Raw genomic sequence first — 26,039 nt, 5'->3', positions numbered from 1 at the left:
GTATCCTCCTAAAGCCCTTGCCGGGCAAACCATTCGAGTGTTGTCGCGAGCCCGTCCTGACAGTCGATACGTGGCTGCCAGCCGAGTTTCCGGTGCGCTTCGGTGATGTCGGGGCAGCGCCGTCGTGGATCGCCGGCGGCCGCAGGCATGAACTGGATCGGTGAATCGCTGTGCGCCAGGGACTTGATGATCTCGGCGATCTCCAGTACCGACAACTCCCGCGGGTTGCCGATGTTGATGGGCCCGGTGCAGTCGCTTCTGGCCAGTGCGACCATCGCCTCGACGGTGTCGTCGACGTAACACAGCGAGCGGGTCTGCCGGCCGTCGCCGTGCACCGTGAGCGGCTCGGCGGCCAGCGCCTGACGACAGAAGGTGGGCACGATCCGCCCGTCGTCACCACGCATCCGCGGGCCATAGGTGTTGAACAACCTGGCCACCGCGATGTCCGTCGACCGCTCACCGTGGTAGGCGAAGGTCAACGCCTCGGCGAACCGCTTGGACTCGTCGTACATGCTGCGCGGGCCGACCGGATTGACGTTGCCCCAATATGTTTCGCGCTGCGGATGTTCCAGCGGATCTCCGTACACCTCGCTCGTGGACGCCAGCACGAACCGGGCCTCACATCGATCGGCGATATCCAGGGCGTTGGCGGTACCCGACGCACCGGTGCGCATGGTCTGCACCGGCATTCTCTGGTAGTCCACCGGGGACGCCGGGGAGGCCAGGTGAAACACGGTGTCCACGTAGGGCATGTCGGGGAGCGGGCTGGTGATGTCGTGGCGGAGGAACCGGTATCCGGTCTCCTCGGCCAGCAGCTCGTCGGCGCCCGGTGCGCTGGTGGACAGATCGTCGACGGCGAGCACTTCGACGCCGTCGTCGAGCAGCCGCCGGCACAGGTGGCCGCCGACAAAGCCGGTACCGCCGGTGACCAGAACCCGTTTGAGTTCACGCATGCGCGTTTTCCTCTCGCCGTAACGGGTAGTTCGCCCGGTTATGACTGCTCCAGAAGCCACCGGCCTCCAGGCCAAGATGTCGTTCGTGATCGCCAGCCGGAATCGCGCCGACGAGTTGACCACGGTGGTCACCCGGCTGCTCGAGACCACCGAGTGCCCGATCATCGTGGTGGACAACGACTCCGACGATCGCTCGGTGCCCGCGATGCGAGCCGTCGCAGCACGGTCGGCAGACCGGGTGACGCTGCTCGAACTCGGAACCAACCTGGGCGCAGTGGCCCGCAATGTCGGGGTGGCCGCCTGCCGTACCCCGTATGTCGCGTTCTGCGACGATGATTCGTGGTGGGAGCCCACCGCCCCGGCGCTCGGCGCGCAGATCTTCGATCGGTACCCACAGACCGCGGTTCTGGCCGCGCGCACCGAGGTGTGGCCGCAGCGACGCGACGATCCGATGGTGGCAGAGCTGGCCAACAGCCCCCTGGGACAACGGGCCGACCTGCCGGGTCCGTCCATCCTGGGCTTTCTGGCTTGCTCGGCCATGGTGCGCAAGTCCGCGTTCGAGGCCGCGGGCGGATTCAGCCCGATCCTGCACTTCCGCGGCGAGGAGACGCTGTTGGCGCTGGATCTCGCCGCGTCCGGATGGGACCTCTGCTATTGCCCGGAGCTGACCGCCATTCACCATCCGTCGGTGCACCGGCCGCCCAATGCGGCCCAGGATGCACGCAGCGTGCGCAATGCGGTCCTGACCACCTGGCTGCGACGGCCACTGCCCCACTGTGCCCGCGCCTCGCTCCAGTTGCTGACGGCGGCCACTCGCGACACCGAGCATGCCCGCGCCGCCGTCGAGGCCGCCATGCGACTGCCCGCGGTGCTGACGCACCGGCGGCGTCTGCCATCCACGGTCGAGCAGGCATTGGCGGTTCTGGAGCACGGTCATCGCTGACTCCGTCAGCCCGACGACGAGACAGTGGCCGCAGGCGGCAGATACGCCGAAGGTTCCAGCCGGTCGTAGACCCGCAGGGTGTCCGCGGCGATCCGGTCCCAGGAATAGCGCGACCGGGCCCGATCGCGTCCGGCCGCGCCGAGCCCCTGCCGACGGAAGTCGTCGCGCAACAACGAGTTCAGCGCGTCGGCCAGTAGGTCCGGCCGTTTCGGCGGCACCAGACGCCCGGTGACGTCGTCGACCACGGTGTCCAACATCCCGCCCACCGCCGAGGCGACGACCGGAACCCCACAGGCCATCGCCTCCAGCGGCACGATGCCGAACGGCTCATACCACGGCGTGCACGCCACGATGTCCGCCGATCGCAACACCGCGGGCATCTCAGCGCGGTCGACCGAGCCACACAGCTTGACCCGGCCCGCGACGCCGACCTGCTCCGCCAGCTGACGCAACCGGCAGGCCTCGGGATCACGCGCGAGTTCGGCTCGTGGTGGACCGCCCACGATCACCAATTCCGTCTCGGGCACAGTGGCCAGGGCGCGGATCGCCAGGTCGAAGCCTTTGCGCGGAACAAATCTGCCGACGCTGACGATGCGGTGCTCGGCGCGGCGGCGGAGGTGTGGCCCCTCGGGGTGGAACAAATCCAGATCGACCCCGCACGGCACCACCGACGTCCGCGACCGGGACCGCCCGAGCCTCATCAATTCGAAGACCTCGTCGGTGCATGTCGCCGCCACCCAGGTGGCCCCACGCGCCACCATCGCTTCCAACTTGAGACGCTCGGGCGGGCTCGTGTCATCGGCTCCCTGATGCCGGCGCTTGACGACACCGAGGGCGTGAAAGGTCTGTACCGCGGGCAGATTGAGGTGTCGGGCGGCGAGTTGGCTGGCCACGCCGGACATCCAGAAGTGCGCATGCACGACGTCGGGGCGATCCTCTGTCCAGCTGGCGTCCAGGAACCGGGCGAACTCGCCCATGTAGTGGAGCAGTTCGTCTTTCGGGATGTGTTCGGCCGGCCCGGCCGGCACGTGCACCACGGTGTAACCGTCGGGAGTCTTGACCCGCCCGGGTAAGTCAGGATCGTCTCGGCGCGTGTAAACGGTGACCCGATGACCCCGCCGGGCCAAGGCGGCAGACAGCGCGGCCACATGCACGTTCTGTCCACCGGCGTCCACGCCGCCAAGTGCCGCCAACGGGCTGGCGTGCTCGGAAACCATTGCGATCTTCATTCACTCCTCCTCGAATCTCACGCACACCAATCGGCGATCACTTGTTCCCAGTCGCGCACGAACCGCTCCAGACCGAAATGAGCGAGTGCGTACTCTCGGGCGGCTTTACCGGCGACGGTGGCGGCCGACAGATCGGTGACGAATCCCTGCAGCGCATACGCCAACGTCTTGACGTCTGCGCTCACCACGCCGGCGTCGGCCCGTACCGTCAGCGGCGCAGCGGTGGATCCGACCGCCACGATCGGCATACCCAGCAGCATCGCCTCGATGAGCGACAACCCCAGCGATGTCCAGCGTGCGGTGTGCAGGTAAACGCGTCGCCGCGCGACCTGACGCATCAGGCGGGCATGCGCCACGTCCCCCTTGCCGCGTACGGTGCCTCGCCAGCTGCGGTCGTTGAGTTCGAGGGTGTCGATGCCCCACACGTCGATGGGCACCTCGCGGCTGAGCTCGGACAGCAGGTCGGCACCCACCGTCCGCCACCGGCGCAGCGGCTCGTTGATCATGGTGGCCGCCGAGGCCACGTCGCCGGTGTAGAGATGGCCTGGGTCGGCCACCCCGTGTTGGATGACCTGTGTCGGCGCCGCCCCGTTGTCCCACATCAGGCGGTTGAAGTCGGTGACGTGTACCAGGAGGATGTCGCTGCGATCCGACAATGGGTGGCTGCTCTCGGCGGCGTACGGCCGCGGCGCGTTGTGCTCCACATAGATCGCGGGAACGTCGATGCCCGGCCGCCGTCCCAACCAGTTCTCGGTGAGTGCGATCTCCTCGGGTCGCTGCAGAACCACCAGATCCACATCGGCATCCCGCAATTCGCCCACCGGAACCTCTTGGGCCGCTGGCCAATTGCGTCCGCAAAGACCCCGGCCGTCAGCGTCCCCGGCGTCGTTGACGGGGATCAAATAGCGGTGCGGACCCGCGACGAAGGCCTCCATCCAGGAACCGTGCACGTGCCACGCCAGGACGGACCGTGGTGGGTCTGGGTTCATGCCGCGGAAGTACCCGAGCAGAAGTCACTTAAACACTCGAAGAGTTTGATCGAGATGGCTGCGTGGTACTCCCGCCAGATGCCCCGCGACGACGTACCCGATGAAGTCCCGGTGGCCGACGCGCTCGAACAGCGACGCGACTACGGCGAACCGGTTGTCGACCGTGAAGTCTCCGTGACAGATCGGGACAGTCCTCCACTGGAAGCCACTGATCAGGACTGGCAGGAGCAGCGGGAGGCGGTCCCGGACGACTCCGAACTCGACGAGTTCGACCGTGACCGGTGACCCAGAGGCAGAAGAAACAAGGGTAGACAGACCACGGAGCGCCAAGGCGCTCGTGTCGGTCGCCCTGCTGCTTGCCGGACTGGGCCTGCTGCTGACGTGCTGCCCGGCCAACCGCGACGGGATGCCCGGGCAGCTTGCCCAGGCGATGGCGGAAACCGCGGCCGCCGCGCGCAGCGGCGCGTATGCGCTCGACCTGCGGATGCGTGACCGGTCCAGCCCACAGCTGGTCAGTGTCCAGATATCGGCGGCACGCGAAGACATCGCCAAGGCGTATCAGGGCATCGCCGATCTGCGCGCCGAGGATCCCGTCGACCTCGAACGGCAGAAATACCTCACCGAAGCCATGACCACGATGATCGCCCAGCTGAACACCGCATCGGCTCGGGTCCGCGGGGTCGCCGCCGAACCCGAGCTGAGCGCCCTGCGCTCCCAGCTGTTGGCATCGGCGGACGCCCTGGAAGCGGGATACCGCTGATGAAGAAATTCTTTGCCGTGGCGTTGGGCATCCTGACCGCGATCGGCGGGTTCCTCGACATCGGCGACCTGGTGATGAACGCCGTGGTCGGTTCGCGGTTCGGTTTGGCGCTGGCCTGGGTGATCCTCGTCGGTGTCGTGGGAATCTGTCTGTTTGCCCAGATGGCCGGTCGGGTGGCGGCGGTCAGCGGCCGCGCCACCTTCGAGATCATTCGCGAACGGCTCGGTCCGCGCACCGCGGCGGCAAACCTGGCGGCGTCGTTCCTGATCAACCTGATGACACTGACCGCCGAAATCGGTGGTGTGGCGCTGGCACTGCAGTTGGCCACCGACGTCGGGCGGATGATGTGGATCCCGGTGGCAGCAGTGGCGGTGTGGCTGGTGATCTGGCGAGTCAAGTTCTCGGTCATGGAGAACACGGCAGGACTCATGGGGCTGTGCCTGATCGTCTTCGCCGTCGCGGTCTTCGCGCTGCAACCTCAGTGGGGCGAGCTGGCCCACCAGGCGGTCCAACCGGCGATCCCGGAATCCGAGTCCTCGGCGACCTACTGGTACTACGCGATCGCACTGTTCGGCGCCGCGATGACCCCGTACGAGGTGTTCTTCTTCTCTTCGGGCGCTGTCGAAGAACATTGGACCGTAAAGGATCTCGGAAAGTCACGGATCAACGTCCTGATCGGGTTCCCGCTCGGCGGCATCCTGTCGGTGGCGATCGCGGCCGGCGCCACGCTGGTGCTGCTGCCCGAGCGGATCGAGGTCACCTCGCTGTCACAGGTGGTGATGCCCGTCGTAGAGGCCGGCGGCAAGCTCGCGCTGGCCTTCGCCATCGTCGGCATCGTCGCGGCCACGTTCGGTGCAGCCCTTGAGACGACGCTGTCCAGTGGCTACACCTTGGCGCAGTTCTTTGGCTGGACGTGGGGGAAGTTCCGTCGTCCCGCCGAGGCTTCGCGCTTCCACGTGGTGATGTTCGTGAGCATCGTGGTGGGTGCCGCCGTCCTGTTCACCGGCGTGGACCCGGTGATGGTGACCGAGTACTCGGTGGTGTTCTCGGCCATCGCCCTGCCGCTGACCTACCTGCCGATCCTGATCGTGGCCAACGACCCGGAGTACATGGGCGACAAGACAAACGGAAGGCTGCTCAACGTGTTTGGATCGGTGTATCTGGTGATCATCCTGGCCGCCTCGCTGGCCGCCATACCGCTCATGATCGTGACGGGAGCCGGACAATGAGGCCCTTGGACGCACGCCTACACCTGCTGGGCCACCAGTTGCTCGACCATGACGGCGATCCCGCCGGCATCGTCGATGACCTCGAGCTCGACGGAGTGGAACTCGAGGTCGACATCAAACCAGGAAGCCCACCGCCGCGCGTGGTGTCCCTGTTGTCGGGCCAAGTGGTGATGACCCGAATCCTCGGGGGCGCACCCCCGCGGTCGCTGTTACACGAAATACCGTGGAAGCTGGTCGATTCCGTGGGTGTGACGGTGCAGTTGACCCCGGTCGAACTGCCGTCCGACGCCGACTGGGTGGAACGTTGGCTCCGCGATCACATCGTCTCGCGCATTCCCGGAGGACGTCATGCAGCTGAGTAACCTCCTGGGGCTGCGGGTGGTCGACGCCGGCCACCACCGGGTCGGGACGGTGATCGACGTACGGCTGAGGCTCGACGAGGCGCGTGGCGATCATCCGCCCTGCCCCGAGGTCGTCGGGCTGGTGGTGAGCCCGCGAACCCGATCGTCCTACCTGGGCTATGAACGCAGGGGCATCAACGCCCCGGCGCTCATCGCCGCCATCGCCGCGTGGCGGCATCGCGACACGTTTCTCGCCGCGTGGGAGGACGTGGCCCGGATCGGATCAGAACGCGTCACGCTGCGCGCGGGGTATACGCGTCATTCTGCGGCGTTACGCACGCAGTGATCCGCTCGTCGCCATCCAGCCACTGCCGTACCAGTTCGGCGACGGCTTGCTCGCCAAGGGCGCGCCGGCACTGGGTTTCGATGATCTCGGAGATACGCCCGAACAGGCCGTCGAGCCTACGTTGGGTTGTCATGGCTCACCTCGCATCCAATGGATAGCTGATACCCGCCCGACCCTTCGGACAAACCGTTTACCTACCGCCACGACCGGGAATAACTGCGACGAAATGACCACTGTTCCATCCGGACTCCCGTCCAGCACCCAGCCTCGGCTCCCGCATGCGCAGGGACCCGTCTCTGCCGCGGTGATCGAACGACTCGGCGACCGCGCACCCCACAATCACCTCGAACCGGTGTGGGTTCCGCTGCGCGACTCCGATCCGCTCGGGCTCGATGTGCAGCTCGCCCTGTACATCTGCTACGAGCTGCACTACCGCGGTTTCGCCGACGTCGATTCCGACTGGGAATGGAACGCAGGTCTTCTGCACCTACGGTCGCAGTTCGAACGGATCTTTCTCGCCGCCGTCCGTCGCGAGGTCGGCCCGATCGATCCCGAAGACACTGCCGAACAGGAAATGGCCCGGCTGTCGGTGGAACCGGCGGGCGGGACGGGACCGTCGTACTACCTGCGTGACGAGGGCAGCTGGGACCAGATGCGCGAATATTTCGTGCATCGGTCGCTGTATCACCTGAAAGAGGGCGATCCGCATGCCTGGCTGATCCCCCGCCTGGGCGGCCAGGCGAAGGCCTCCTTCGTCGCGGTCGAGTTCGACGAATACGGGGCCGGCTCGGGTGCCCGTCTGCACCAACGACTGTTCGGCGACCTGTTGACGGCCGCCGGGCTGGACTGCAGCTACCTGGGCTATCTGAATGTGGTCCCCGCCGAGTCCCTCGCGGTGGTGAACCTGATGTCGATGTTCGGGTTGCACCGCCGGCTGCGCGGCGCGGCCGCAGGACATTTCGCCGCCACCGAGATCACCTCCTCCCCCGGCTCACAGCGGCTGATGGCCGCACTGCAGCGGATGGAGGCGCCCCAAGAGTGCGTGCACTTCTACCGCGAACATGTCGAAGCCGATGCCGTCCATGAGCAGGTGGTGCGCCGCGATGTGATCGGCGATCTGGTTCGGCGGGAGCCCGAATTGGATGCCGACGTGGTGTTCGGCATCCGGGCTTTCAACGCTTTGGAGGGCAGGCTGGCCGACCACCTGATGAAATGCTGGTCGGCCGACCGCAGCTCGCTATGCCGAGCGCTTGCCTGACCCTTTTCCACCACGCAGCACCTTACGGTGGCTGGTATCGCACAACGGATATGTCTTGGACCGGCGACACGTGCAGATCGCCACCATGAACCGGTCCGATTCGACGGTCGTCCCATCGGGCAGTTCGATCCGCACCGGCCCCTCGACGAGGATCGGGCCGCCTTGGACGACCCGCACCTCCCGCCGGTCGGTCATCGCTTGTCCGCCCGGATCACGACGAGTTCTTCCTCGGCCCTGCTGTGCGTCAACCGCCCCGTCTCGCGCAGCCATTGGGCCTGAGAATGCAGCACCGGGCCGAACGGGATCTGCCGGGTGGCGCAGACGTCGGCGTCCAGACCACCGTCGCGCAACAAGGTGAGCGACTCTTCGACATCGGAGAACTCGGACTGCACGAGGAACAGCGAGCCGCCGTCGGCCAACATGGCCGCCGCCGAGCGGCACAACGGATCCAGGACGAGCCTGCCGTCGAGACCACCGTTCCACGAGACCATCGGACCGGCCAACGGGATCGATGCGGGGGTGTCCGGGCCGACGGGGACGTAGGGCGGATTGCACACCACGACGTCGAACGGCTCGTGTTCGAATGCCTGAGTCCACGAGCCGAGCTTGGCCTCGACATCGACCTGTGCGGCAAGCGCATTGGCCTGAGTGCATCGCATCGCGCTGGGCGAGACGTCCAGCGCGGTCACCCGGGCGGCACCCAACTCGGCCGCAGCGATGGCCACGACGCCGCTGCCGGCGCACAGATCCACCAGCCGGCGGCCCGCCACCGCGTCGCTACGTTCGAGCGCGTCGATGAGCAGCCACGAATCGTGCTGTGGTTGGTAAACATCCTCGGCGCCAACGGCAATGGTCTCAACGGCCATTCTTGCTCCCTTCCCGGAGTAACTCCTATTCGATACCCATACCGGGGATGGGCAAACCGCCAGGTTTAGCGGCGGGGTATCCGGGAATCCAGCGGTTGCGTGGAGAAGCCGCGTGGAACCACCAATCCACTCCAGTAGCGGAAAGGTAAGCATGACCGAGAAGAACTCAGGACCTGAAGAAGCCATCAAGGGCACCGTCGAGGATGTCAAGGGCAAGGCCAAGGAGGCCGTGGGTACCGTCACCGGGCGAGAAGATCTCGTTCGAGAGGGTAAAGCTCAGCAGGACAAGGCCGATGCCCAGCAGGATGCCGCCAAGAAGGAGGCCGAAGCCGAGTCAGCCTGGGCCGGAGCCAAGGCAGCCGAGAAGCGCGAGCAGGCCAGTCAGCGGCCGTAGATCGCAGACTCATACCGGGTTAAGAGATGGCCCAGCCCTGGAGGGCTGGGCCATCTTCTTTGTGCAACTCAGCTGTTCGGCGTCTGCCTTATGACATCCGGATGCTCTGCGTACCACTGCTTTTCGATTCGCCGGACACGCTGGTGTGCGATGGCCAGCCAGAGCCCGCCGCCCAGGATGCCGATGGCCGCCAGCACCGCCAGCACCACCGCCACCCCACTGTTGCCGGTGGCGAAGGCAAACAGGCACGCGACGAACAGCACCACGCCGACACCGATCATTGCCAGCGCCGGCATGGAGCGGTTGTCCTTCATCGTCTCCCCGGCGTGCGGCCGGGTCGTCCTGGTGTGGTCAACAGGATCGTCAGGGCCTTTCATCATTCACTCCCTCTCATTGGTAACGCGGGTATTGCCCGGTCTTGAGCAGTCCGGCCAGATGTGCCGCATTGCGCGCGGCAGCGCCGGTGGCATCGGCGACGGCACTGGGTACCTCGTCGAGATCCTTGTAGTCGGTGCCGTGCATCGCCTCACCGTTCCAGTACGTGCAACCCTGAGCCGGGATGCTGTAGCCGACGTCGTTGAGGCCCTGAAACAGATCGGCGACCGTCTTGTGCGCGCCGTCCTCGTTGCCCACTACCGCCACCAGGGCCACCTTGCCCGCCAGCACCGGGCGTCCGGCGTCGTCGGTGTTGGACAGTTCGGCGTCGAGCCGTTCCAGAACCCGCTGCGCGATGCTCGACGGGTGGCCAAGCCACACGGGCGTCGCCAGCAACAGGATGTCCGCGTCGAGGACCTTCGTGCGGATTTCCGGCCATTGGTCATCCCCGCCCATGTCGGGCTCGACCCCGGGTTCGATCGTGTAGTCGGCGCACCGCAACGATTCGGTGCCGACGCCGAGCACGGTGAGGTGTTGGCAGACCTGATCAGCGATCAGCGAGCTGCTGGACTCGGCCGGAGAGCGTTTGAGGCTGCAAACGAGGGCGAGTGCCGACAAGGTTGGAGCGGTCATCGACCCGGTCCTCTCGCCATTGCACAACTCCCCGCATCGCTACGACTCAGCGGAGGGGGTTTTCCCTGGAAGAGGGCGTTCTAAACCTCGGCGACCCGCAAGTGGCTGGTCAGCAGCAGCCGGTCGAACACCACACGGTTGGGAAAGACCTCGGTGTAATCCAGGTCGAGGAAGTCGTTCGCCAACTGCTCGGCCAGCAGCCGCAACTTGGTGTTGGTTTCCTGTGAACGCCACTTCAGCAGCTCGAACGCCGCGTCGGCGTTGATCCGGTAGATCAACATCAACATGCCTTTGGCCTGCTCGATGGCGCTGCGGGCCTCGGCGATCTCGGCAACCACCTCGGTGACGGCCCGCTCGTGTGCCTGCGCCACCGATGGCGAGACATCGACATAAAAGCCGTGGGTGCCGATGACCGCACCGGCGTCGTCGAACAACTGATCGCCGACCACGACGACATGATGGACATCGCCCGCGGTGTCGACGATGCGGTGCCGCGTACTGAAGGCACCGGAGGTACGCCGGATTTCCTCCAGCGTGGCGGCCACCTGTCCGTAATCCTCGGGGTGCTTGTGCGAGAGCACCAGGTCGGTCGTCGGATGCGCGGTGCCCGGCTCGTACCCGTGCATCCGCTCGACTTGCGGCGACCATTCCCAGCGCTCGTCGGCGAAATAGAACCGGAACCATCCGACGCGCTGCGGTTCGCCGCCGGCAAGTGCATGCTCGATCGGCGACTCGAAGTCCTCCGCGGCCGGTTCACTGGTCACGGGTCGAGAGTAGCGCGCTTAGCTGGAGGTAGGTGGGGCGAATTGTCAGCGCCGGTCTCTAGCATTTCCGGCTGTGAGACGGCTTCGGATCAAGCTCTACCTCGCAGCCGGGGTGGCGGCGGCGATGGCGTGCCACCTGGCCGGCGTGGAGACCGGGTGGAGTCTGGCCACCGGCGCGGCGGTTTCCCTGGGGATCGCCTGCGCCCCGGGTTTTGTGCGGGGGGCCTTCGCGGGGGCAGGTACCCCGACCGCGCGGGAACAGGCGGCCACCGAGATGACCGGATTGCAGTTCGAGGACCACGTGGCCCATGTGGCACGACGCTGCGGGTTGCCGGTCATCATGACGCCTCTCACGGGTGACTGGGGCGTGGATCTGATCGTCGGACATCGCCCGAACCGGGTTGCCGTGCAATGTAAACGATTGTCCCGTCCGGTGGGCACCGCCGCCGTCCAGGAGGTTGTCGCGGGCGCGCCGATGCAGGACTGCGCCCGGACGATGGTGGTCACCAACAACGAATTCACCCCGGCCGCACGCAAACTCGCCGAGTTGCACGGCTGCGAGTTGGTTGCCGGGGCAGATCTACCCCGGTTGAAATCGATCTTGCGGCGGGCTGCCTCCGCCGCCCCTAGCCTCCCAGAGGACGGCTGAGCGCGTCCCGGATGGCGTCGAGGCAGGCGTCGATCTCGCCGGGCGTCACCGTCAGTGCGGGCCGGAACCGTACCGAATGGGTACCGCTCGGCAGCATGATCACGCGGCGGTCCCACAACCGGCGCACGAGCTCGTCACGCGCAGCCGTCGAGGGAAGGCTGAACGCACACATCAAACCTCGTCCGCGTGGGTCGAGTACCGCGCCCGCGAAATCGTCGGCCAACTGCCGCAACTGACCGAGCAGGTAGCTGCCTGTCACCGCGGCATTGCCGAACAGATCCTCGGACTCGATCACCTCCAGGATGCGCCGTGAACGGACCATGTCGACCAGGTTGCCGCCCCACGTGGAGTTGATCCGCGAGCTCACCGCGAAGACGTTGTCGGCGACCTCGTCCGTGCGGCCGCCGGCCATCACCCCGCACACCTGTGTCTTCTTCCCGAAGGCGACCACATCCGGTGTGACACCCAATTGTTGGTAGGCCCAGGCAGTTCCGGTGATACCGCAGCCGGTCTGCACTTCGTCGAAGATCATCAGGGCGTCGAACTCGTCGCACAGCTGACGCATCGCGGCGAAGAACTCGGGCCGCAGATGACGGTCACCGCCCTCACCCTGGATCGGTTCGGCGATGAAGCAGGCGATGTCGTGCGGGTAAGCCTCGAACGCCGTCCGCGCCGCGCGCAGCGAATCGGCTTCGAGCGCAGCGATATCCACGCCGGGCCGAAGATACGGAGCCTCGATCCGTGGCCAGTCGAACTTCGGGAAGCGGGCCACCTTGACCGGATCGGTGTTGGTCAGCGACAAGGTGTATCCGCTGCGGCCATGGAACGCTCCACGCAGGTGCAGCACCCTGGTCCCCAGGGCAGGGTCGATCCCCCGGGCCTCGTTGTGCCGGCTCTTCCAGTCGAATGCCACCTTGAGCGCGTTCTCGACCGCCAGCGCCCCGCCGTCGACGAAGAACAGGTGCGGCAGCCGCGGATCACCGAGCACGCGGCGGAAGGTATCGACGAACCGGGCCAACGGCACGCTGTAGATGTCGGAGTTGCTGGGTTTGTTGACCGCGGCCGCGGCGAGTTCGGCGCGGAAACTTTCGTCATCGGCCAGCGCGGGGTGGTTCATCCCGAGCGCCGACGAAGCGAAGAACGTGAACATGTCCAGGAAATGTTCGCCACTGCGCGCATCCACCAAGTGCGAGCCGCGGGAGCGGTCCAGGTCGAGGACGAAGTCGAAGCCGTCGGTCAGGATGCTGCGCGCCAGGACCGCATGCACCTGGTGGGCGCTCACCTGTGCCGGGGACGTCAGCACTGCAGTCATGACGCCACTTTAGCGAAATTTGTACGGCCATTCCCGCTTATAGCCGCAATCGTTACGGAATATAATCCCGACCACTGTAAAATGTCTGCAGAATGATCGTGCTGCGCGTGCGGACATCGGCCGCTGTCCGGATGCGTTGGAGCAAGTCCTCCAAGGCCCGGGCCGAGGCGACCCGGACCAGCAGGACATAGCTCTCTTCGCCCGCCACCGAGTGGCACGATTCGATTTCGGGGATGTGCTGCAGCCGGGCGGGGGCATCATCGGGTTGGGACGGATCGAGAGGGGTGATGGCGACGAACGCCGAGAGCATGTGGCCCAGCGCTTCGGGATTGAGCCGCGCTGCATATCCCGTCACCACGCCCCGCGACTCCAGTCGACGCACCCGGGCCTGCACCGCCGACACCGACAGCCCGGCCACCGACGCCAGCTGCGCCAGGGTCGCCCGGCCATCCGCGACCAGCGCGCGGACCAGGATCCGGTCGGTGTCGTCGAGCACGTGTCCGTCGGCTTCGCCCATGGCCCGCACTGTAACCCCTCACCCGGCCTGAACTGACCCCAGAAAGGCAGCCGATGACCACCACCGAACGGACCGAGCTCCCCACCGCCGAGCAGTTGCGACGACGGGTACGGCACGCCCTGGATGCGGTTGGTGCCCGCGCCGAGTTGGGTGAACCGACCGCCGCGGGCAGTGGCCTGACCGCCAGCACCCCGATCAGTGGAGACGTACTTTTCACGCTTACCGAACAAGGTGCGGACGACGTCGACGCCGCGATCGCCGATGCGGCGCAGGCATTCTCGACCTGGCGCACCACACCGGCGCCGGTGCGCGGCGCGTTGGTGGCCCGCCTGGGCGAGTTGCTCGTCGAGCACAAGGCCGATCTGGCGACGCTGGTGACGATCGAGGCGGGCAAGATCACCTCCGAGGCCCTGGGCGAGGTGCAGGAGATGATCGACATCTGCGGGTTCGCCGTCGGCCTGTCGCGGCAGTTGTACGGCCGCACCATCGCTTCCGAGCGGCCCGGGCACCGGCTGATGGAGACCTGGCACCCGCTGGGCGTGGTCGGGGTGATCACCGCGTTCAACTTCCCGGTTGCGGTGTGGTCATGGAACACCGCGATCGCACTGGTCTGTGGTGACACCGTGGTGTGGAAGCCCTCCGAGCTGACCCCGCTCACCGCGATCGCCTGCCAGGCCCTGATCGAACGGGCCGCCTCGGACGTGGGTGCGCCGGCGAGCGTGGCCCGACTCATCCTGGGTGAGCGTGAGCTGGGTGAGCAACTGGTCGACGATCCGCGGATCGCCCTGGTCAGCGCGACCGGTTCGGTGCGGATGGGCCAACAGGTGGCGCCACGGGTGGCGGCCCGGTTCGGCAAGGTGCTGCTGGAATTGGGTGGCAACAACGCCGCGATCGTGACGCCCTCGGCGGATCTGGACCTGGCGGTGCGCGCCATCGTGTTCTCGGCCGCGGGTACTGCCGGGCAGCGGTGCACGACGTTGCGCCGGTTGATTGTGCATTCCTCGATCGCTGATGAGGTGGCCTCGCGCATCGTCGCGGCGTATCGCAGCCTGCCGATCGGTGACCCCAGCGCCGAGGACACCCTGGTGGGGCCGCTGATCCACACCCGCGCCTACCGGGACATGGTCGGTGCCCTGGAGCAAGCCGGGGCCGACGGCGGTGAGGTGTTCGGAGGTGAACGCCATGACCTCGGCATGGAGGGCGCGTTCTACGTCGCCCCCGCGGTGGTGCGGATGCCCGCTCAGACGGCCGTCGTGCACACCGAGACCTTCGCCCCGATCCTCTACGTCATGACCTACGACACCTTCGACGACGCCGTCGCACTGAACAATGCGGTACCGCAGGGGCTTTCGTCGTCGATCTTCACCACCGACGTGCGGGAGGCCGAACGGTTCCTGGCCGCCGACGGATCCGACTGCGGCATCGCCAATGTCAACATCGGGACCTCCGGCGCCGAGATCGGCGGCGCATTCGGCGGTGAGAAGCACACCGGCGGTGGCCGCGAATCCGGTTCGGATGCCTGGAAGGCCTACATGCGTCGCGCCACCAACACGATCAACTACTCCTCGGAACTGCCGTTGGCCCAGGGCGTGCATTTCGGATAAGAACTGCTCATGGACATCGAACAGAAGGTGGTTGTCGTCACCGGCGCCGGATCGGGAATCGGCCGGGCCCTGGCCGCGTCGTTCGCCACCGCCGGCGCCCGAGTGATCGCCGCCGACCTCGACGGCGAGTCGGCCGAACAGACTGCCGCACAGATCCATTCGGCCGGCGGCAAGGCCCTCGGAGTGCGGGCCGACGCCGCCGCCTCCGCGGACATCGAAGCGCTAAGCGCCACCGCGCTCGGCCCGGTGGACATCTACGTCGCCAACGCCGGCATCATCGGGGCGCCCGGTCTGGCCACGGACCAGGAGTGGGACGTCATTCTCGACGTCAACCTGCGGGCCCATGTCCGGGCCGCCCAAGTGCTTGTCCCGCAATGGCTGTCGCGAGGTGGCGGCTACTTCGTGTCGGTCGCCTCGGCAGCCGGTCTGCTGTCTCAGATCGGGGCGGCGGGGTACGCGGTGACCAAGCACGCCGCGGTCGGCTTCGCCGAATGGCTGGCCATCACCTACGGCGACGACGGCGTCGGGGTCAGCTGCGTGTGCCCGCTCGGGGTGGACACGCCACTGCTGGATGCGGTGCGCGGCGCCACGGATCCCGACGTCGCGGCCGGCGCGGCGTCGATCGTGGGGTCCGGTGAGGTGATCAGTGCCCAGGACGTGGCGGCAGCCACGGTGGACGCGGTCAAGGCAGACCGGTTCCTGGTACTCCCCCATCCACAGGTCCTCGACATGTACCGCCACAAGGGCTCGAATTACGACCGCTGGATCGCCGGGATGCGCCGCTACCAGCGGTCACTGCGCGCCGGCCGATGAACGCCCCGCCGACGGCAACGACTGCGGCGGAACATACACACCCAGCGAGATGCGTCGCCACCAGACATGGTCGCGGCGCAGTTCGGCCCAAGTGCTGAACTCGTACCGGTACAGCACGGCGCGCACGTAGCGGGGCGGCTGGTCGGTGAATGGGTTGTACCGCAGGAGTTTCAGGGTGGCGCGGTCGTTCTCGAGCAGTCGGGTCAGCAATGTCCGCAGCCAGCCCTGGGCGTATGCCGGCGAGATGGCCGCGAACCACATCAGCCAGTCCAGCCTCAGGTGATACGGCGCGAACTGCCGAGGCCACCGTCGAACATCACCCGGTTTGCCCTTGAACTCGTATTCCTTCCACACCGTGTGCTCACCCAGCTCGGAATCCGTCGTGCCCTCCAACACCACCTCGTCGCGGGTGCGTCCGACCGTGCCGAACGCCCCGTAGGAATTCACCAGGTGATAGCGGTCGTAGGAGGCGTTCATCCGCTGCCTCTTGGAGAACAGATTGCGCGCCGGCCGGTAGCTCAAGACGACCACCGCGGCAGCGAACGCGATCACCACGACGACGAACCACACTGGGGTCGGCCCGGATTGGCGTGGCGAGACCGCTATTGCACTGAACGCCAGGACGATCGTGATCCAGTTCAGCCAGGCGAAGTTGCCCGATATCACCAACCACAGTTGGGTGACGATCACAATGGCCGCCGCCACGCTCGCCACGGGCTGCGGGGCAAACAGCGCGAACGGCACGACGAGTTGGGCAAAGTGGTTGCCGGCCACCTCGATCCGGTGCAACGGCTTGGGCAGGTGATGGAAGAACCAGCTCAACGGCCCGGGCATGGGCTGAGTCTCGTGGTGGTAGTACAGACAGGTCAGGTTGCGCCAGCACGGATCCCCGCGCAGCTTGATCAACCCCGCGCCGAACTCGACACGGAACAACAGCCAGCGGGCCAGCCACAACACCAGCAGCGGGGGTCCGACGTCGTCATTGCCCAGAAACGTCATCAGGAACCCGGCTTCCAGCAGAAGCGATTCCCAACCGAACGAGTACCACGTCTGCCCGACGTTGACGATCGACAGGTACAACGCCCATACCGACAGCCAGGTCAGCATGGCGGCCCACAACGGAACGACATCTCCGAACCCCGCCAGCAGGGCCGCCGAGAGTAGCGCTCCGACCGCACACACCGCGGCGAAGAACCGGTCCGAATAGTGGAAGTGGAACAGGCTCGGCGCCTGCCGGAACGAGGTGGCCGCCAGGAATCGGGGTATCGGCAGCAGACCCCGGGTGCCGAGCAGGGCACGGAACTGCCGGGCAGCCGCGATGAACGCGACCAGATAGATCGCGGCGGTCCCCCGCTGCAATACCTGGCGGGCCAGCCAGTATTCGTCTGCGATGAACCATTCCATACGCGGACCTGTCAACGATGCGGTCTGTCCACGATGACGGTACCCCGAATCGGACGCCTTCACGCCTGCCGCTGCCGAATCAGCGGCGGCGCAGCCCCAACCGGAAACCGTAGGGCATCATGGTCAGCCGCTCCTGAACCTGCAGCCGGTAGCCCGGATCGGCGATCAGGTCGTAGCGCCGGATCAGCACGGCCAACAGCAACACCGCCTCGTGCAGCGCGAACTGTCTTCCGATGCACGCTCTTTCACCGGTCCCGAACGGCTTGTACAGCCCGCCGGGACGAGACCGCATCTGCTCCGGACAGAAGCGGTCCGGGTCGAACGCCTCGGGGTCAGGCCCCCATCGGGGGTCGCGGTGCAGGGTCGAGGTGAGCGCCAATGCCCAGTCGCCCTTGCGCATCGGCAGGATTCCGGCCAGCACGGTGTCCTCACGGGCCGCGCGGTAATACGCCGGCACCGTCGGCTGTAGCCGCAGCGACTCGTCGAGGACCCGCCGCACGTACCGCAGTTTGGCGATCTTCTCGTACCCTGGCCGCGGTTCGTCACCCCAGACCGCGTCGACCTCGGCGCGGGCCGACGCGAACACCTCGGGATGCCGCGACAGGAAATAGAGCGCGAATGACAGTGCGCCCGAGGTCGTTTCATGCCCGGCGATCAGGAAGTTGATCAGCTGGTAACGGATGTTCTCGGCGTCGAGATCCGACTCCAACATGATCTGCAGCAGATCGTCGTGGTCGCCCGACCGCTCAGACCGGCGCTCGGAGACGATGTCGTCGGCCAGTGCGTGCAGGTACTGCGCGTCGCGGCGGATCCGGCGCTCGTAGCGCCGGTAGGCGAGGCTCGGCAGGAAGGTTTGCCGCAGCACGCCGAGGCGGTCGGCCCCCAGCAGCGCGGACACCATGTGTGTGACGAACGGGTGCGTGGCGTCGGACTGAAAGCACCCGAACGAATAACCGGCCGCACAGCGCCCGATGGTCTCCAGGGTGACCCGGGTGGTGTCGGCCGAGACATCGACGGTCGCCCCGTCCCCGGCCTGCTGGTCCCACCGGTCGGTCAGCTCACCGGCGACGTCGAACATCGTCGCGTGGTAGCGCCGCATCGCAGCCTGGCTGAACGCCGGCATCAGCAGCTGATGGGCCCTGAGCCAGTTCGGCTCGTCGTTGTAGGCGGTGAAAAGCCCGTCGCCTCCGACGATTCGCAGGGCCTCGATGTCCGGGCCGACATGCTTGCAGAACCGGGTCTCGTCGTTGAGGTCGGCAACGGCATCGGCACCGGCGGCCACCACATAGCGGGCCCCGAGGAACGTGAATTCACAAATCGGTCCGAGCTCGGCCATGCCCATCGCGGCCTGCATCGACGAATCCGACTGCAGACTCAAGACATCCCCGAGAAACGGCACCCGGCGCGGTGGATGCGGCAGTGTCCCCACGACGGTCATGACTTCAGGATTCCGGCCTTGTTATACATGTGTCAAGTAAGCCTCGGGGCGCTGCGGGTTAGGCTGCACCCGTGGGTGCCGAGTCGAGACGCCGGCTGTCCCCCGCCGACAGACGCAACGAGCTGCTGGCGCTGGGGGCCGAGGTGTTCGGTCAGCGTCCGTACGACGAGGTCCGCATCGACGAGATCGCCGAGCGCGCCGGGGTCTCACGGGCCCTGATGTACCACTATTTCCCCGACAAGCGGGCCTTCTTCGCCGCCGTGGTGCGCGCCGAGGCGGAGCTCCTGTTCGAGGCCACCAGCACCCCGGCCGAGCCGGGGCAGAGCCTGTTCGGTCAACTACGCGCCGGCGTGCTGGCCTATCTGCGCTACGACGAGGAACATCCGCACGGCGCCTGGGCCGCCTACATGGGGATGGGCCGCACCGATCCGGTGCTGCGTGGTGTCGACGACGTCGACAACGACCGCCAAGCCGACCGCATCATGAGCCGGATCGCCGAGGCCGTATCCGAACCGCTGGACGCCAAAGTCGAACGCGATGTGCGGGCCACCGTCTACGGCTGGCTGGCCCTGACCTTCGAGATGTGCCGGCAACGGCTCATCGACCCGTCGATCGACGCCGGTTTCGTCGCCGACAGCTGCGCACACGCCCTTCTGGACGCCCTCGGGCGGGTATCGGGGTTGCCCGCCGAACTGGCCTCTGCCGCCGCCCCTGAGCACCGCTGACACCACTTGTCGGTGGCGCGCGGCAGTATGGCTGAGTGCCCTCCGCGCCGGCCGATCCACTGGCCCGGTTCAGTGCGCTGACCCGGGAGTGGTTCACTGCTGCCTTCCCGGCGCCGACGGCTGCCCAGGGCCAGGCCTGGTCAGCCATCGCCGAGGGGCACAACACCCTGGTCATCGCACCCACCGGCTCCGGCAAGACCCTGGCGGCGTTCCTGTGGGCGATCGATGAGTTGGCCCAGTTGCCACCTGATCCTCGGCCGGGCACGACGGTGCTGTACGTGTCACCGCTCAAAGCGCTGGCCGTCGACGTCGAGCGCAACCTGCGCACCCCGCTGACCGGCATCACCCGCGTCGCCGAGCGCCACGGAGTGCCCGGCCCGTCGATCAGCGTCGGCGTCCGCTCCGGGGACACCACCCCCAGCCAACGCCGCGCGATGTTGAGCAAGCCGCCCGACATCCTGATCACCACACCGGAATCACTGTTCTTGATGCTGACGTCGGCAGCCCGCGAGACATTGGCGAACGTACGGACCGTGATCGTCGACGAGGTCCACGCCGTCGCCGCCACCAAACGCGGCGCCCACCTGGCCCTGTCGCTGGAGCGGCTCGACCAGTTGCTCGACAAGCCGGCCCAGCGGATCGGCTTGTCGGCGACGGTGCGCCCACCCGAGGAGGTGGCCCGGTTCCTGTCCGGGCAGGCCCCCACCACGATCGTCGCGCCGCCGACCGCCAAGACCTTCGATCTGTCGGTCCAGGTCCCGGTACCGGACATGGCCGCGCCCGACAACCAATCGATTTGGCCCGACGTCGAGGAGCGCATCGTCGATCTGATCGAGGCGCACCAATCCTCGATCGTGTTCGCGAACTCTCGCCGGCTGGCCGAACGGCTGACCTCACGGCTCAACGAGATCCACGCCGAGCGGTGTGGGATCGAACTCGCGCTAGACCACAACCCACAGGTCGGAGGCGGTGCACCGGCCCAACTCATGGCCAGCGGCCAGGCCAACGGCGCACCGACGCTGCTGGCCCGGGCCCACCACGGTTCGGTCAGCAAGGAGCAGCGGGCCCAGGTCGAAGACGATCTCAAGAGCGGCCGGCTGCGCGCCGTGGTCGCGACCTCCAGCCTGGAACTCGGTATCGACATGGGCGCGGTCGATCTGGTGATCCAGGTCGAGTCACCGCCGTCGGTGGCCAGTGGACTGCAGCGCATCGGACGTGCCGGGCATCAGGTCGGCGAGATCTCCCAGGGCGTGTTGTTCCCCAAGCACCGGACCGACCTGATCGGCTGTGCGGTGACGGTGCAGCGCATGCGCGCCGGTGAGATCGAGACCATGCACGTCCCGGCCAATCCGCTCGACGTGCTGGCCCAACACACCGTGGCGGTGGCGGCCCTGGAACCGGTCAACGCCGACGCCTGGTTCGACGCGGTGCGGCGCAGTGCGCCATTCGCCACGCTGCCGCGCAGCGCGTTCGAGGCGACGCTGGATCTGTTGTCGGGCAAGTATCCGTCCACCGAGTTCGCCGAGCTCCGGCCGCGGCTGGTGTATGACCGCGACACCGGAACGCTGACCGGGCGCCCGGGCGCGCAACGCCTGGCCGTCACCTCCGGCGGGGCGATCCCCGACCGCGGGCTGTTCACCGTCTACCTGGCCACCGACTCCGAAAAGCCGTCGCGGGTGGGTGAACTCGACGAGGAGATGGTCTACGAATCGCGTCCCGGCGACGTCATCTCACTGGGTGCCACCAGTTGGCGGATCACCGAGATCACCCATGACCGGGTGCTCGTGATCCCGGCCCCCGGGCAGCCGGCCCGGCTGCCGTTCTGGCGCGGTGACAGCGTCGGCCGGCCCGCCGAGCTGGGCGCCGCAGTCGGTGCATTCACCGGGGAGCTGGCCGCGCTCGACCGCCGCGAATTCGATACACGTTGCCAGACAATGGGTTTCGCCGGGTTCGCCACCGACAACCTCTATCAGCTGCTGCACGATCAGCGTACGGCCACCGGCGTCGTCCCCAGCGACAGCACGTTCGTGGTGGAGCGCTTCCGGGACGAGCTCGGCGACTGGCGGGTGATTCTGCACTCTCCATACGGCCTACGGGTGCACGGACCGTTGGCATTAGCCGTGGGCCGCCGGCTGCGGGAACGCTACGGCATCGACGAAAAGCCCACCGCCTCTGACGACGGCATCATCGTGCGGTTGCCCGACAGCGGCGAGAACCCTCCAGGCGCCGATCTGTTCGTGTTCGAGGCCGACGAGATCGAGCCGATTGTGACCGCGGAAGTGGGCGGTTCGGCACTGTTCGCGTCCCGGTTCCGCGAATGCGCGGCGCGGGCCCTGCTGCTGCCTCGCCGGCATCCCGGCAAGCGTTCTCCGTTGTGGCACCAACGACAGCGCGCTGCACAGCTACTCGACATCGCCCGCAAGTATCCGGACTTCCCGATCATTCTGGAGACGGTGCGCGAATGCCTGCAGGACGTGTATGACGTCCCGGCCCTGACCGAGTTGATGCGCCGGGTGGCCCAGCGCCGGCTGCGGGTGGTGGAGGTGGAAACCGCCACCCCGTCACCGTTCGCGGCTTCACTGCTGTTCGGCTACGTCGGCGCCTTCATGTACGAGGGCGACAGCCCGTTGGCCGAGCGACGAGCCGCGGCGCTTGCGCTGGATACCGTGTTGCTGTCCGAACTCTTGGGCCGCGTCGAGCTGCGCGAATTGCTAGACCCGGCGGTGGTCGCCTCGACGTCAGCCCAGCTGCAGCACCTCACCGAGGAGCGGGCAGCCCGCGACGCCGAGGCAGTGACCGATCTGCTGCGGATGCTCGGCCCGCTCACCGAGGCCGAGATCACCGACCGTTCCACCGCCGACACCATCGGAGGGTGGCTCGAGGGGTTGCATGCCGCCAAGCGCGCACTTCCGGTGACCTATGCCGGGCAAACCTGGTGGGCCGCAGTCGAGGACATCGGCTTGCTGCGTGACGGGGTCGGTGCGCCGGTGCCCGTCGGGGTTCCTGCCGCGTTCACCGAATCCGTCGACGATCCACTCGGGGATCTGATCGGCCGCTACGCCCGCACGCACGGGCCGTTCACCACCACCGAGGTGGCGGCCCGCTTCGGGCTGGGCCTGCGGGTGACCGCAGATGTGCTGGGCCGCATGGCCGTTGATGGCCGGCTGGTGCGCGGTGAATTCGTTGACGACCTCCCTGGCGATCAGTGGTGCGACGCCGAGGTCTTGCGCATCCTGCGTCGTCGTTCCCTGGCTGCCCTGCGCGCTCAGGTCGAACCGGTGAGCACCGCAGCATTCGGCCGGTTCCTGCCGTCGTGGCAGCATGTCGGTTCCTCCCACAGTTCTGGGATCGACGGGCTGGCTGCGGTGATCGAGCAGTTGGCCGGGGCGCTCGTCCCGGCATCGGCGGTGGAGTCTCTGGTGTTCGGCCAACGCGTCCGCGACTATCAGCCGGCCATGCTCGACGAGCTGTTGGCCTCCGGCGAAGTCATGTGGTCGGGCGCCGGCCAGATCGGCGCCAGCGACGGCTGGGTGGCGTTCCACCTGGCCGACTCCGCGCCGCTCACACTGGCCGCCCCCGCCGAGATCGAGTTCACCGATACCCACCGGGCAATCATGGAGACCTTGGGGCACGGCGGGGCGTATTTCTTCCGTCAACTGACCGATCAGGCCGCTGAGTCCGAGCTGAAAACCGCGTTGTGGGAACTGATCTGGGCCGGGTGGGTCACCGGGGACACCTTTGCCCCGGTGCGGGCGATGCTGTCCGGCCTGGCAGGTTCAAGACGATCCGGCACGCCCGCGCACCGACAGCGCCAGCGCCCGCCACGGCTCAGCCGCTACAGCGTCGCACGCCCACAGAGCCGCGCGGCCGATCCGCTGGTGTCCGGACGGTGGTCGGCTTTGCCTGCGGCCGAACCGGATTCGACCGTGCGAGCGCATTTCCAGGCGGAGTTGCTGCTCAACCGGCACGGGGTGCTGACCAAGGGAGCGGCGGCCGCCGAGGGGGTGCCCGGCGGGTTCGCCACGTTGTACAAGGTGTTGAGTGCATTCGAGGACGCCGGCCGCTGCCAGCGCGGCTATTTCGTCGAATCGCTGGGCGGGGCCCAGTTCGCCGCCGCATCGACGGTTGACCGATTGCGTTCGTACCTCGACGGCGTCGACCCCCAGCGGCCGGAATACCACGCAGTGGTGCTCGCGGCGACCGACCCGGCCAACCCCTACGGAGCGGCGCTGGCCTGGCCCGAGCGCGCCGGCGACGACACCCACCGGCCCGGCCGAAAAGCCGGAGCCCTGGTCGCACTGGTCGACGGGAAACTGGTGTGGTTCCTAGAACGCGGTGGCCGGACCCTGCTGAGCTTCACCTCCGATGCCGAGACCCAACGAGCGGCCGCGGCCGCGCTGGCCGATCTGGTGAGCACCCGACGGATCCCGTCACTGTTGGTGGAACGGATCAACGGTGTCGCGGTGCTCGATCCCGGGGTCGACGACGACCGCGCCGCCGTGCAGGACGCATTGACCGGTGCCGGATTCTCGCGTACCCCGCGTGGGCTGCGACTTCGGTAAGTTCGTGGTGCCATGCCTGAAGGTGACACCGTCTTCCACACCGCCACGGCGCTGCGCGATGCCCTGGAAGGAAAGACGTTGACGCGCTGCGACATCCGTGTGCCGCGGTACGCCACTGTCGACCTGAGCGGACATGCCGTCGACGAAGTTCTCAGCCGGGGCAAACACCTGTTCATCCGCGTAGGCCCGGCCAGCATCCATTCCCATCTGAAGATGGAGGGCAGCTGGCGTATCGGGTGGTCCAAAGTCGCACCGCACCGGATCCGTGCTGTGCTGGAGACCGCAGACAGTCGAGCCACCGGGATAGATCTGGGTGTACTGGAAGTGCTGGACCGCGACAACGATATGGCGGCCGTGGAGCACCTGGGCCCAGACCTGCTCGGCCCGGACTGGGATCCACGCACCGCGGCCGCCAATCTCACTGCCGACCCGGACCGCGAGTTGGCCCAGGCGTTGCTCGATCAGCGGGTGATGGCCGGCGTCGGCAATGTGTACTGCAACGAATTGTGTTTCGTGTTCGGTCGACTGCCCACCTCGCCCGTCGGCAGGCTGACCGATCCGCTACGCGTGGTACAACGGGCCCGGGACATGCTGTGGCTCAATCGGTCCCGCTGGAATCGCACCACGACCGGTGACACCCGGACCGGGCGGCAACTGTGGGTGTACGGCCGCGCCGGCGAGCCATGCCGACGCTGCGGAACCCTGATCCAGACCGACTGGGGCGGTGAACGGGTGACGTACTGGTGCCCGAGCTGTCAGACGTGAGTCTGTGGGCCGGCGGCCAGCCATCACCGATGTGATGAGAATGAGTGCGCGTGTCGGCCGTTGCCGACGTATTGGATGCAGGGTGCGGGGCGGATGCGCTCGGCGAGGGCCTCGCCTTGCAGGTCGGTGATGATGTCGCGTCGCCGGTGCTGACGAGAAGGCGTCCACGACGCTGGCGTCGATCGTCGAAGCCCTCGTCGCGGTCGGTGGTTTCTGGCGATGCCGGTTGACCGGATGGCCTGCCGCGAGAAGCATCATCGCTCGAGCCTGGGACCAGAGGTGTCAACCACCACAGCAGTGTCACCGATGTCCTGATGCAGAAATGTCACCGATGTGCTGAGAAATCCCGCGGGCGTCGGTGGGTGGTGGCATAATCGAACATGTGTTCGATACTGATTCCGATGCGGCCCTCATCGACGCGATGAGCGCGGCGGCGCGGGCAGAATCCGCGGCGATCGCCGCGCGGCTGGCCGCCATCGGTGCGTTGGACACCCGCCGCGAACACGAACTGGCCGAAACGGTGTATTGGCGCACCGACCCGTTCGAAGCGGTCGCCGCCGAAATCTCGGCAGCGTTGAACATCAGCCGCCACCGCGCCGGTGAACAGATCCGCCACGCCCGCGTGTTGCGTGACCGGCTTCCCCAGGTGGCGGCCCTGTTCGCCTCCGGGGCCATCGACATGCGCATGGTGTTGGCCATCATCAACCGCACCGACACCGTCGACCCCACCGCCTGGGCCGCTGTCGACGAAGCCCTGGCCGCCCGCGCCGGCACCTGGATGCGGTTATCGAAACGCAAACTGCGTGACCGCATCGATCAATGGGTGGCCCGGCTGGACCCCAATGGTGAGCGCGTACCCCCGCAGATCGATGAGGGCCGGCATTTCAGCGTCGAGGCCGGCACCATCCCGGGCATGGCCACGGTGTGGGGCAATCTACGGGTCGGGGATGCCGCCGCCCTCGATCAACGCCTCGACGCCCTGGCCGCCACCGTCTGCCCTGATGATCCCCGCACACTGGATCAGCGCCGTGCTGATGCCGCCGGGGCGTTGGCCCGACTGCAAGACCACCTGCCGTGCCTGTGCCGCACCCCAGACTGCCCGGCAGCAGGCACCCGGGCTGCTGCCGATGCCGCGGTGGTGCACCTGCTGGCTGAGCAAGCCACCCTCGA

At 67.2% G+C, this 26,039-nt stretch carries 27 protein-coding genes; 15 read left to right on the top strand and 12 right to left on the bottom strand.

The window, feature by feature from the left end:
- Positions 1-8: 8 nt before the first annotated feature.
- Complete coding sequence (locus A5699_RS29535; protein ID WP_067768459.1) at positions 9-953, bottom strand: NAD-dependent epimerase/dehydratase family protein; 945 nt, start codon at positions 951-953, stop codon at positions 9-11.
- A 40-nt stretch (positions 954-993) separates the two neighbouring features.
- Here A5699_RS29535 and A5699_RS29530 point away from each other — a divergent pair, with 40 nt between their 5' ends.
- Positions 994-1,896: a glycosyltransferase family 2 protein gene (locus tag A5699_RS29530; protein ID WP_197508244.1), complete on the top strand. Its 903-nt coding sequence runs from the start codon at positions 994-996 to the stop codon at positions 1,894-1,896.
- Between the two features lie 5 nt (positions 1,897-1,901).
- Here the strand turns inward: A5699_RS29530 and A5699_RS09285 are convergent, their stop codons facing one another.
- The gene (locus A5699_RS09285) at positions 1,902-3,125 is read right to left on the bottom strand and encodes a glycosyltransferase (protein ID WP_067768458.1); all 1,224 of its coding nucleotides are present in this window, start codon (positions 3,123-3,125) and stop codon (positions 1,902-1,904) included.
- A 17-nt stretch (positions 3,126-3,142) separates the two neighbouring features.
- On the bottom strand, positions 3,143-4,114 hold the full coding sequence (locus tag A5699_RS09280; RefSeq protein ID WP_067768456.1) for a glycosyltransferase: 972 nt from the start codon (positions 4,112-4,114) through the stop codon (positions 3,143-3,145).
- Between the two features lie 54 nt (positions 4,115-4,168).
- Here A5699_RS09280 and A5699_RS09275 point away from each other — a divergent pair, with 54 nt between their 5' ends.
- The 6 genes from A5699_RS09275 (at position 4,169) to A5699_RS09250 (ending at position 8,048) form a co-directional block, all read left to right on the top strand.
- Positions 4,169-4,399 carry a hypothetical protein gene (locus A5699_RS09275; RefSeq protein ID WP_231965656.1) on the top strand — a complete coding sequence of 77 codons (231 nt, stop codon included), beginning with the start codon at positions 4,169-4,171 and terminating at the stop codon, positions 4,397-4,399.
- A gap of 52 nt (positions 4,400-4,451) precedes the next feature.
- The gene (locus tag A5699_RS09270) at positions 4,452-4,874 is read left to right on the top strand and encodes a hypothetical protein (protein ID WP_142253775.1); all 423 of its coding nucleotides are present in this window, start codon (positions 4,452-4,454) and stop codon (positions 4,872-4,874) included.
- Positions 4,874-6,103, top strand: coding sequence for an Nramp family divalent metal transporter (locus A5699_RS09265; protein ID WP_067768452.1), 1,230 nt, complete (start codon positions 4,874-4,876; stop codon positions 6,101-6,103). Before A5699_RS09270 ends, A5699_RS09265 begins: the two co-directional genes overlap by 1 nt.
- The gene (locus A5699_RS09260; RefSeq protein ID WP_067768450.1) at positions 6,100-6,465 is read left to right on the top strand and encodes a hypothetical protein; all 366 of its coding nucleotides are present in this window, start codon (positions 6,100-6,102) and stop codon (positions 6,463-6,465) included. Before A5699_RS09265 ends, A5699_RS09260 begins: the two co-directional genes overlap by 4 nt.
- Positions 6,452-6,790, top strand: a complete 339-nt coding sequence (locus A5699_RS09255) for a PRC-barrel domain-containing protein (protein ID WP_067768448.1) — start codon at positions 6,452-6,454, stop codon at positions 6,788-6,790. Before A5699_RS09260 ends, A5699_RS09255 begins: the two co-directional genes overlap by 14 nt.
- A 226-nt stretch (positions 6,791-7,016) precedes the next feature.
- Entirely contained in the window at positions 7,017-8,048 is a 1,032-nt protein-coding gene (locus A5699_RS09250) for an iron-containing redox enzyme family protein (RefSeq protein ID WP_067768447.1), read from the top strand.
- On the opposite strand, the gene A5699_RS09245 is transcribed toward A5699_RS09250, so the two are convergent.
- Together A5699_RS09245 and A5699_RS09240 are read right to left on the bottom strand one after the other, a co-directional pair.
- Positions 8,028-8,243, bottom strand: coding sequence for a CDGSH iron-sulfur domain-containing protein (locus A5699_RS09245; RefSeq protein WP_067768446.1), 216 nt, complete (start codon positions 8,241-8,243; stop codon positions 8,028-8,030). The two genes, A5699_RS09250 and A5699_RS09245, sit on opposite strands and share 21 nt — an antisense overlap.
- Entirely contained in the window at positions 8,240-8,914 is a 675-nt protein-coding gene (locus tag A5699_RS09240) for a HemK2/MTQ2 family protein methyltransferase (RefSeq protein WP_067768444.1), read from the bottom strand. Before A5699_RS09240 ends, A5699_RS09245 begins: the two co-directional genes overlap by 4 nt.
- Positions 8,915-9,065: 151 nt before the next feature.
- Between A5699_RS09240 and A5699_RS09235 the strand changes: the two genes are divergently transcribed.
- Positions 9,066-9,308, top strand: a complete 243-nt coding sequence (locus A5699_RS09235) for a CsbD family protein (protein WP_067768443.1) — start codon at positions 9,066-9,068, stop codon at positions 9,306-9,308.
- A gap of 68 nt (positions 9,309-9,376) precedes the next feature.
- Here A5699_RS09235 and usfY read toward each other — a convergent pair whose 3' ends face one another.
- The 3 genes from usfY to A5699_RS09220 form a co-directional block, all read right to left on the bottom strand.
- A complete protein-coding gene (gene usfY, locus A5699_RS09230) occupies positions 9,377-9,685 on the bottom strand; it encodes a protein UsfY (protein WP_067768549.1) in 309 nt (102 codons plus the stop codon).
- A gap of 13 nt (positions 9,686-9,698) precedes the next feature.
- Positions 9,699-10,316, bottom strand: a complete 618-nt coding sequence (locus tag A5699_RS09225; protein WP_067768441.1) for a flavodoxin family protein — start codon at positions 10,314-10,316, stop codon at positions 9,699-9,701.
- A gap of 80 nt (positions 10,317-10,396) precedes the next feature.
- Positions 10,397-11,080, bottom strand: a complete 684-nt coding sequence (locus A5699_RS09220) for a PAS and ANTAR domain-containing protein (protein WP_067768436.1) — start codon at positions 11,078-11,080, stop codon at positions 10,397-10,399.
- A gap of 73 nt (positions 11,081-11,153) precedes the next feature.
- Here A5699_RS09220 and A5699_RS09215 point away from each other — a divergent pair, with 73 nt between their 5' ends.
- A complete protein-coding gene (locus tag A5699_RS09215) occupies positions 11,154-11,729 on the top strand; it encodes a restriction endonuclease (protein WP_157561170.1) in 576 nt (191 codons plus the stop codon).
- Here the strand turns inward: A5699_RS09215 and lat are convergent.
- Entirely contained in the window at positions 11,707-13,041 is a 1,335-nt protein-coding gene (gene lat / locus A5699_RS09210) for an L-lysine 6-transaminase (RefSeq protein WP_067768434.1), read from the bottom strand. The genes A5699_RS09215 and lat overlap by 23 nt on opposite strands.
- Before the next feature lie 52 nt (positions 13,042-13,093).
- On the bottom strand, positions 13,094-13,558 hold the full coding sequence (locus A5699_RS09205; RefSeq protein ID WP_067768432.1) for an Lrp/AsnC family transcriptional regulator: 465 nt from the start codon (positions 13,556-13,558) through the stop codon (positions 13,094-13,096).
- A gap of 53 nt (positions 13,559-13,611) precedes the next feature.
- On the opposite strand from A5699_RS09205, the gene A5699_RS09200 reads away from it, so the two are divergent.
- A complete protein-coding gene (locus tag A5699_RS09200; RefSeq protein WP_067768430.1) occupies positions 13,612-15,162 on the top strand; it encodes an aldehyde dehydrogenase family protein in 1,551 nt (516 codons plus the stop codon).
- Between the two features lie 9 nt (positions 15,163-15,171).
- Entirely contained in the window at positions 15,172-15,975 is an 804-nt protein-coding gene (locus A5699_RS09195; RefSeq protein ID WP_067768429.1) for an SDR family NAD(P)-dependent oxidoreductase, read from the top strand.
- On the opposite strand, the gene A5699_RS09190 is transcribed toward A5699_RS09195, so the two are convergent.
- Positions 15,955-17,379 (bottom strand): lipase maturation factor family protein, encoded by a 1,425-nt coding sequence (locus A5699_RS09190; protein ID WP_067768428.1) that lies wholly within the window; start codon positions 17,377-17,379, stop codon positions 15,955-15,957. The two genes, A5699_RS09195 and A5699_RS09190, sit on opposite strands and share 21 nt — an antisense overlap.
- 79 nt (positions 17,380-17,458) lie before the next feature.
- On the bottom strand, positions 17,459-18,817 hold the full coding sequence (locus tag A5699_RS09185; protein ID WP_067768426.1) for a cytochrome P450: 1,359 nt from the start codon (positions 18,815-18,817) through the stop codon (positions 17,459-17,461).
- Between the two features lie 71 nt (positions 18,818-18,888).
- On the opposite strand from A5699_RS09185, the gene A5699_RS09180 reads away from it, so the two are divergent.
- The 4 genes from A5699_RS09180 to A5699_RS09165 all read left to right on the top strand — a co-directional run.
- Positions 18,889-19,542: a TetR/AcrR family transcriptional regulator gene (locus A5699_RS09180; protein ID WP_067768424.1), complete on the top strand. Its 654-nt coding sequence runs from the start codon at positions 18,889-18,891 to the stop codon at positions 19,540-19,542.
- Between the two features lie 35 nt (positions 19,543-19,577).
- Positions 19,578-24,104, top strand: a complete 4,527-nt coding sequence (locus tag A5699_RS09175; protein ID WP_067768422.1) for an ATP-dependent helicase — start codon at positions 19,578-19,580, stop codon at positions 24,102-24,104.
- A gap of 12 nt (positions 24,105-24,116) precedes the next feature.
- On the top strand, positions 24,117-24,869 hold the full coding sequence (nei2, locus tag A5699_RS09170) for an endonuclease VIII Nei2 (RefSeq protein WP_067768420.1): 753 nt from the start codon (positions 24,117-24,119) through the stop codon (positions 24,867-24,869).
- 382 nt (positions 24,870-25,251) lie between these two features.
- A partial coding sequence (locus A5699_RS09165; protein ID WP_157561168.1) for a DUF222 domain-containing protein occupies positions 25,252-26,039 on the top strand: 788 nt, incomplete at its 3' end.

It is taken from the genome of Mycobacterium sp. E802 (assembly GCF_001666875.1).
Lineage (GTDB): Bacteria > Actinomycetota > Actinomycetes > Mycobacteriales > Mycobacteriaceae > Mycobacterium.
The sequence above is the reverse complement of the archived record's forward strand: the minus strand, read 5'-3'. Positions and strand labels throughout refer to the sequence as shown.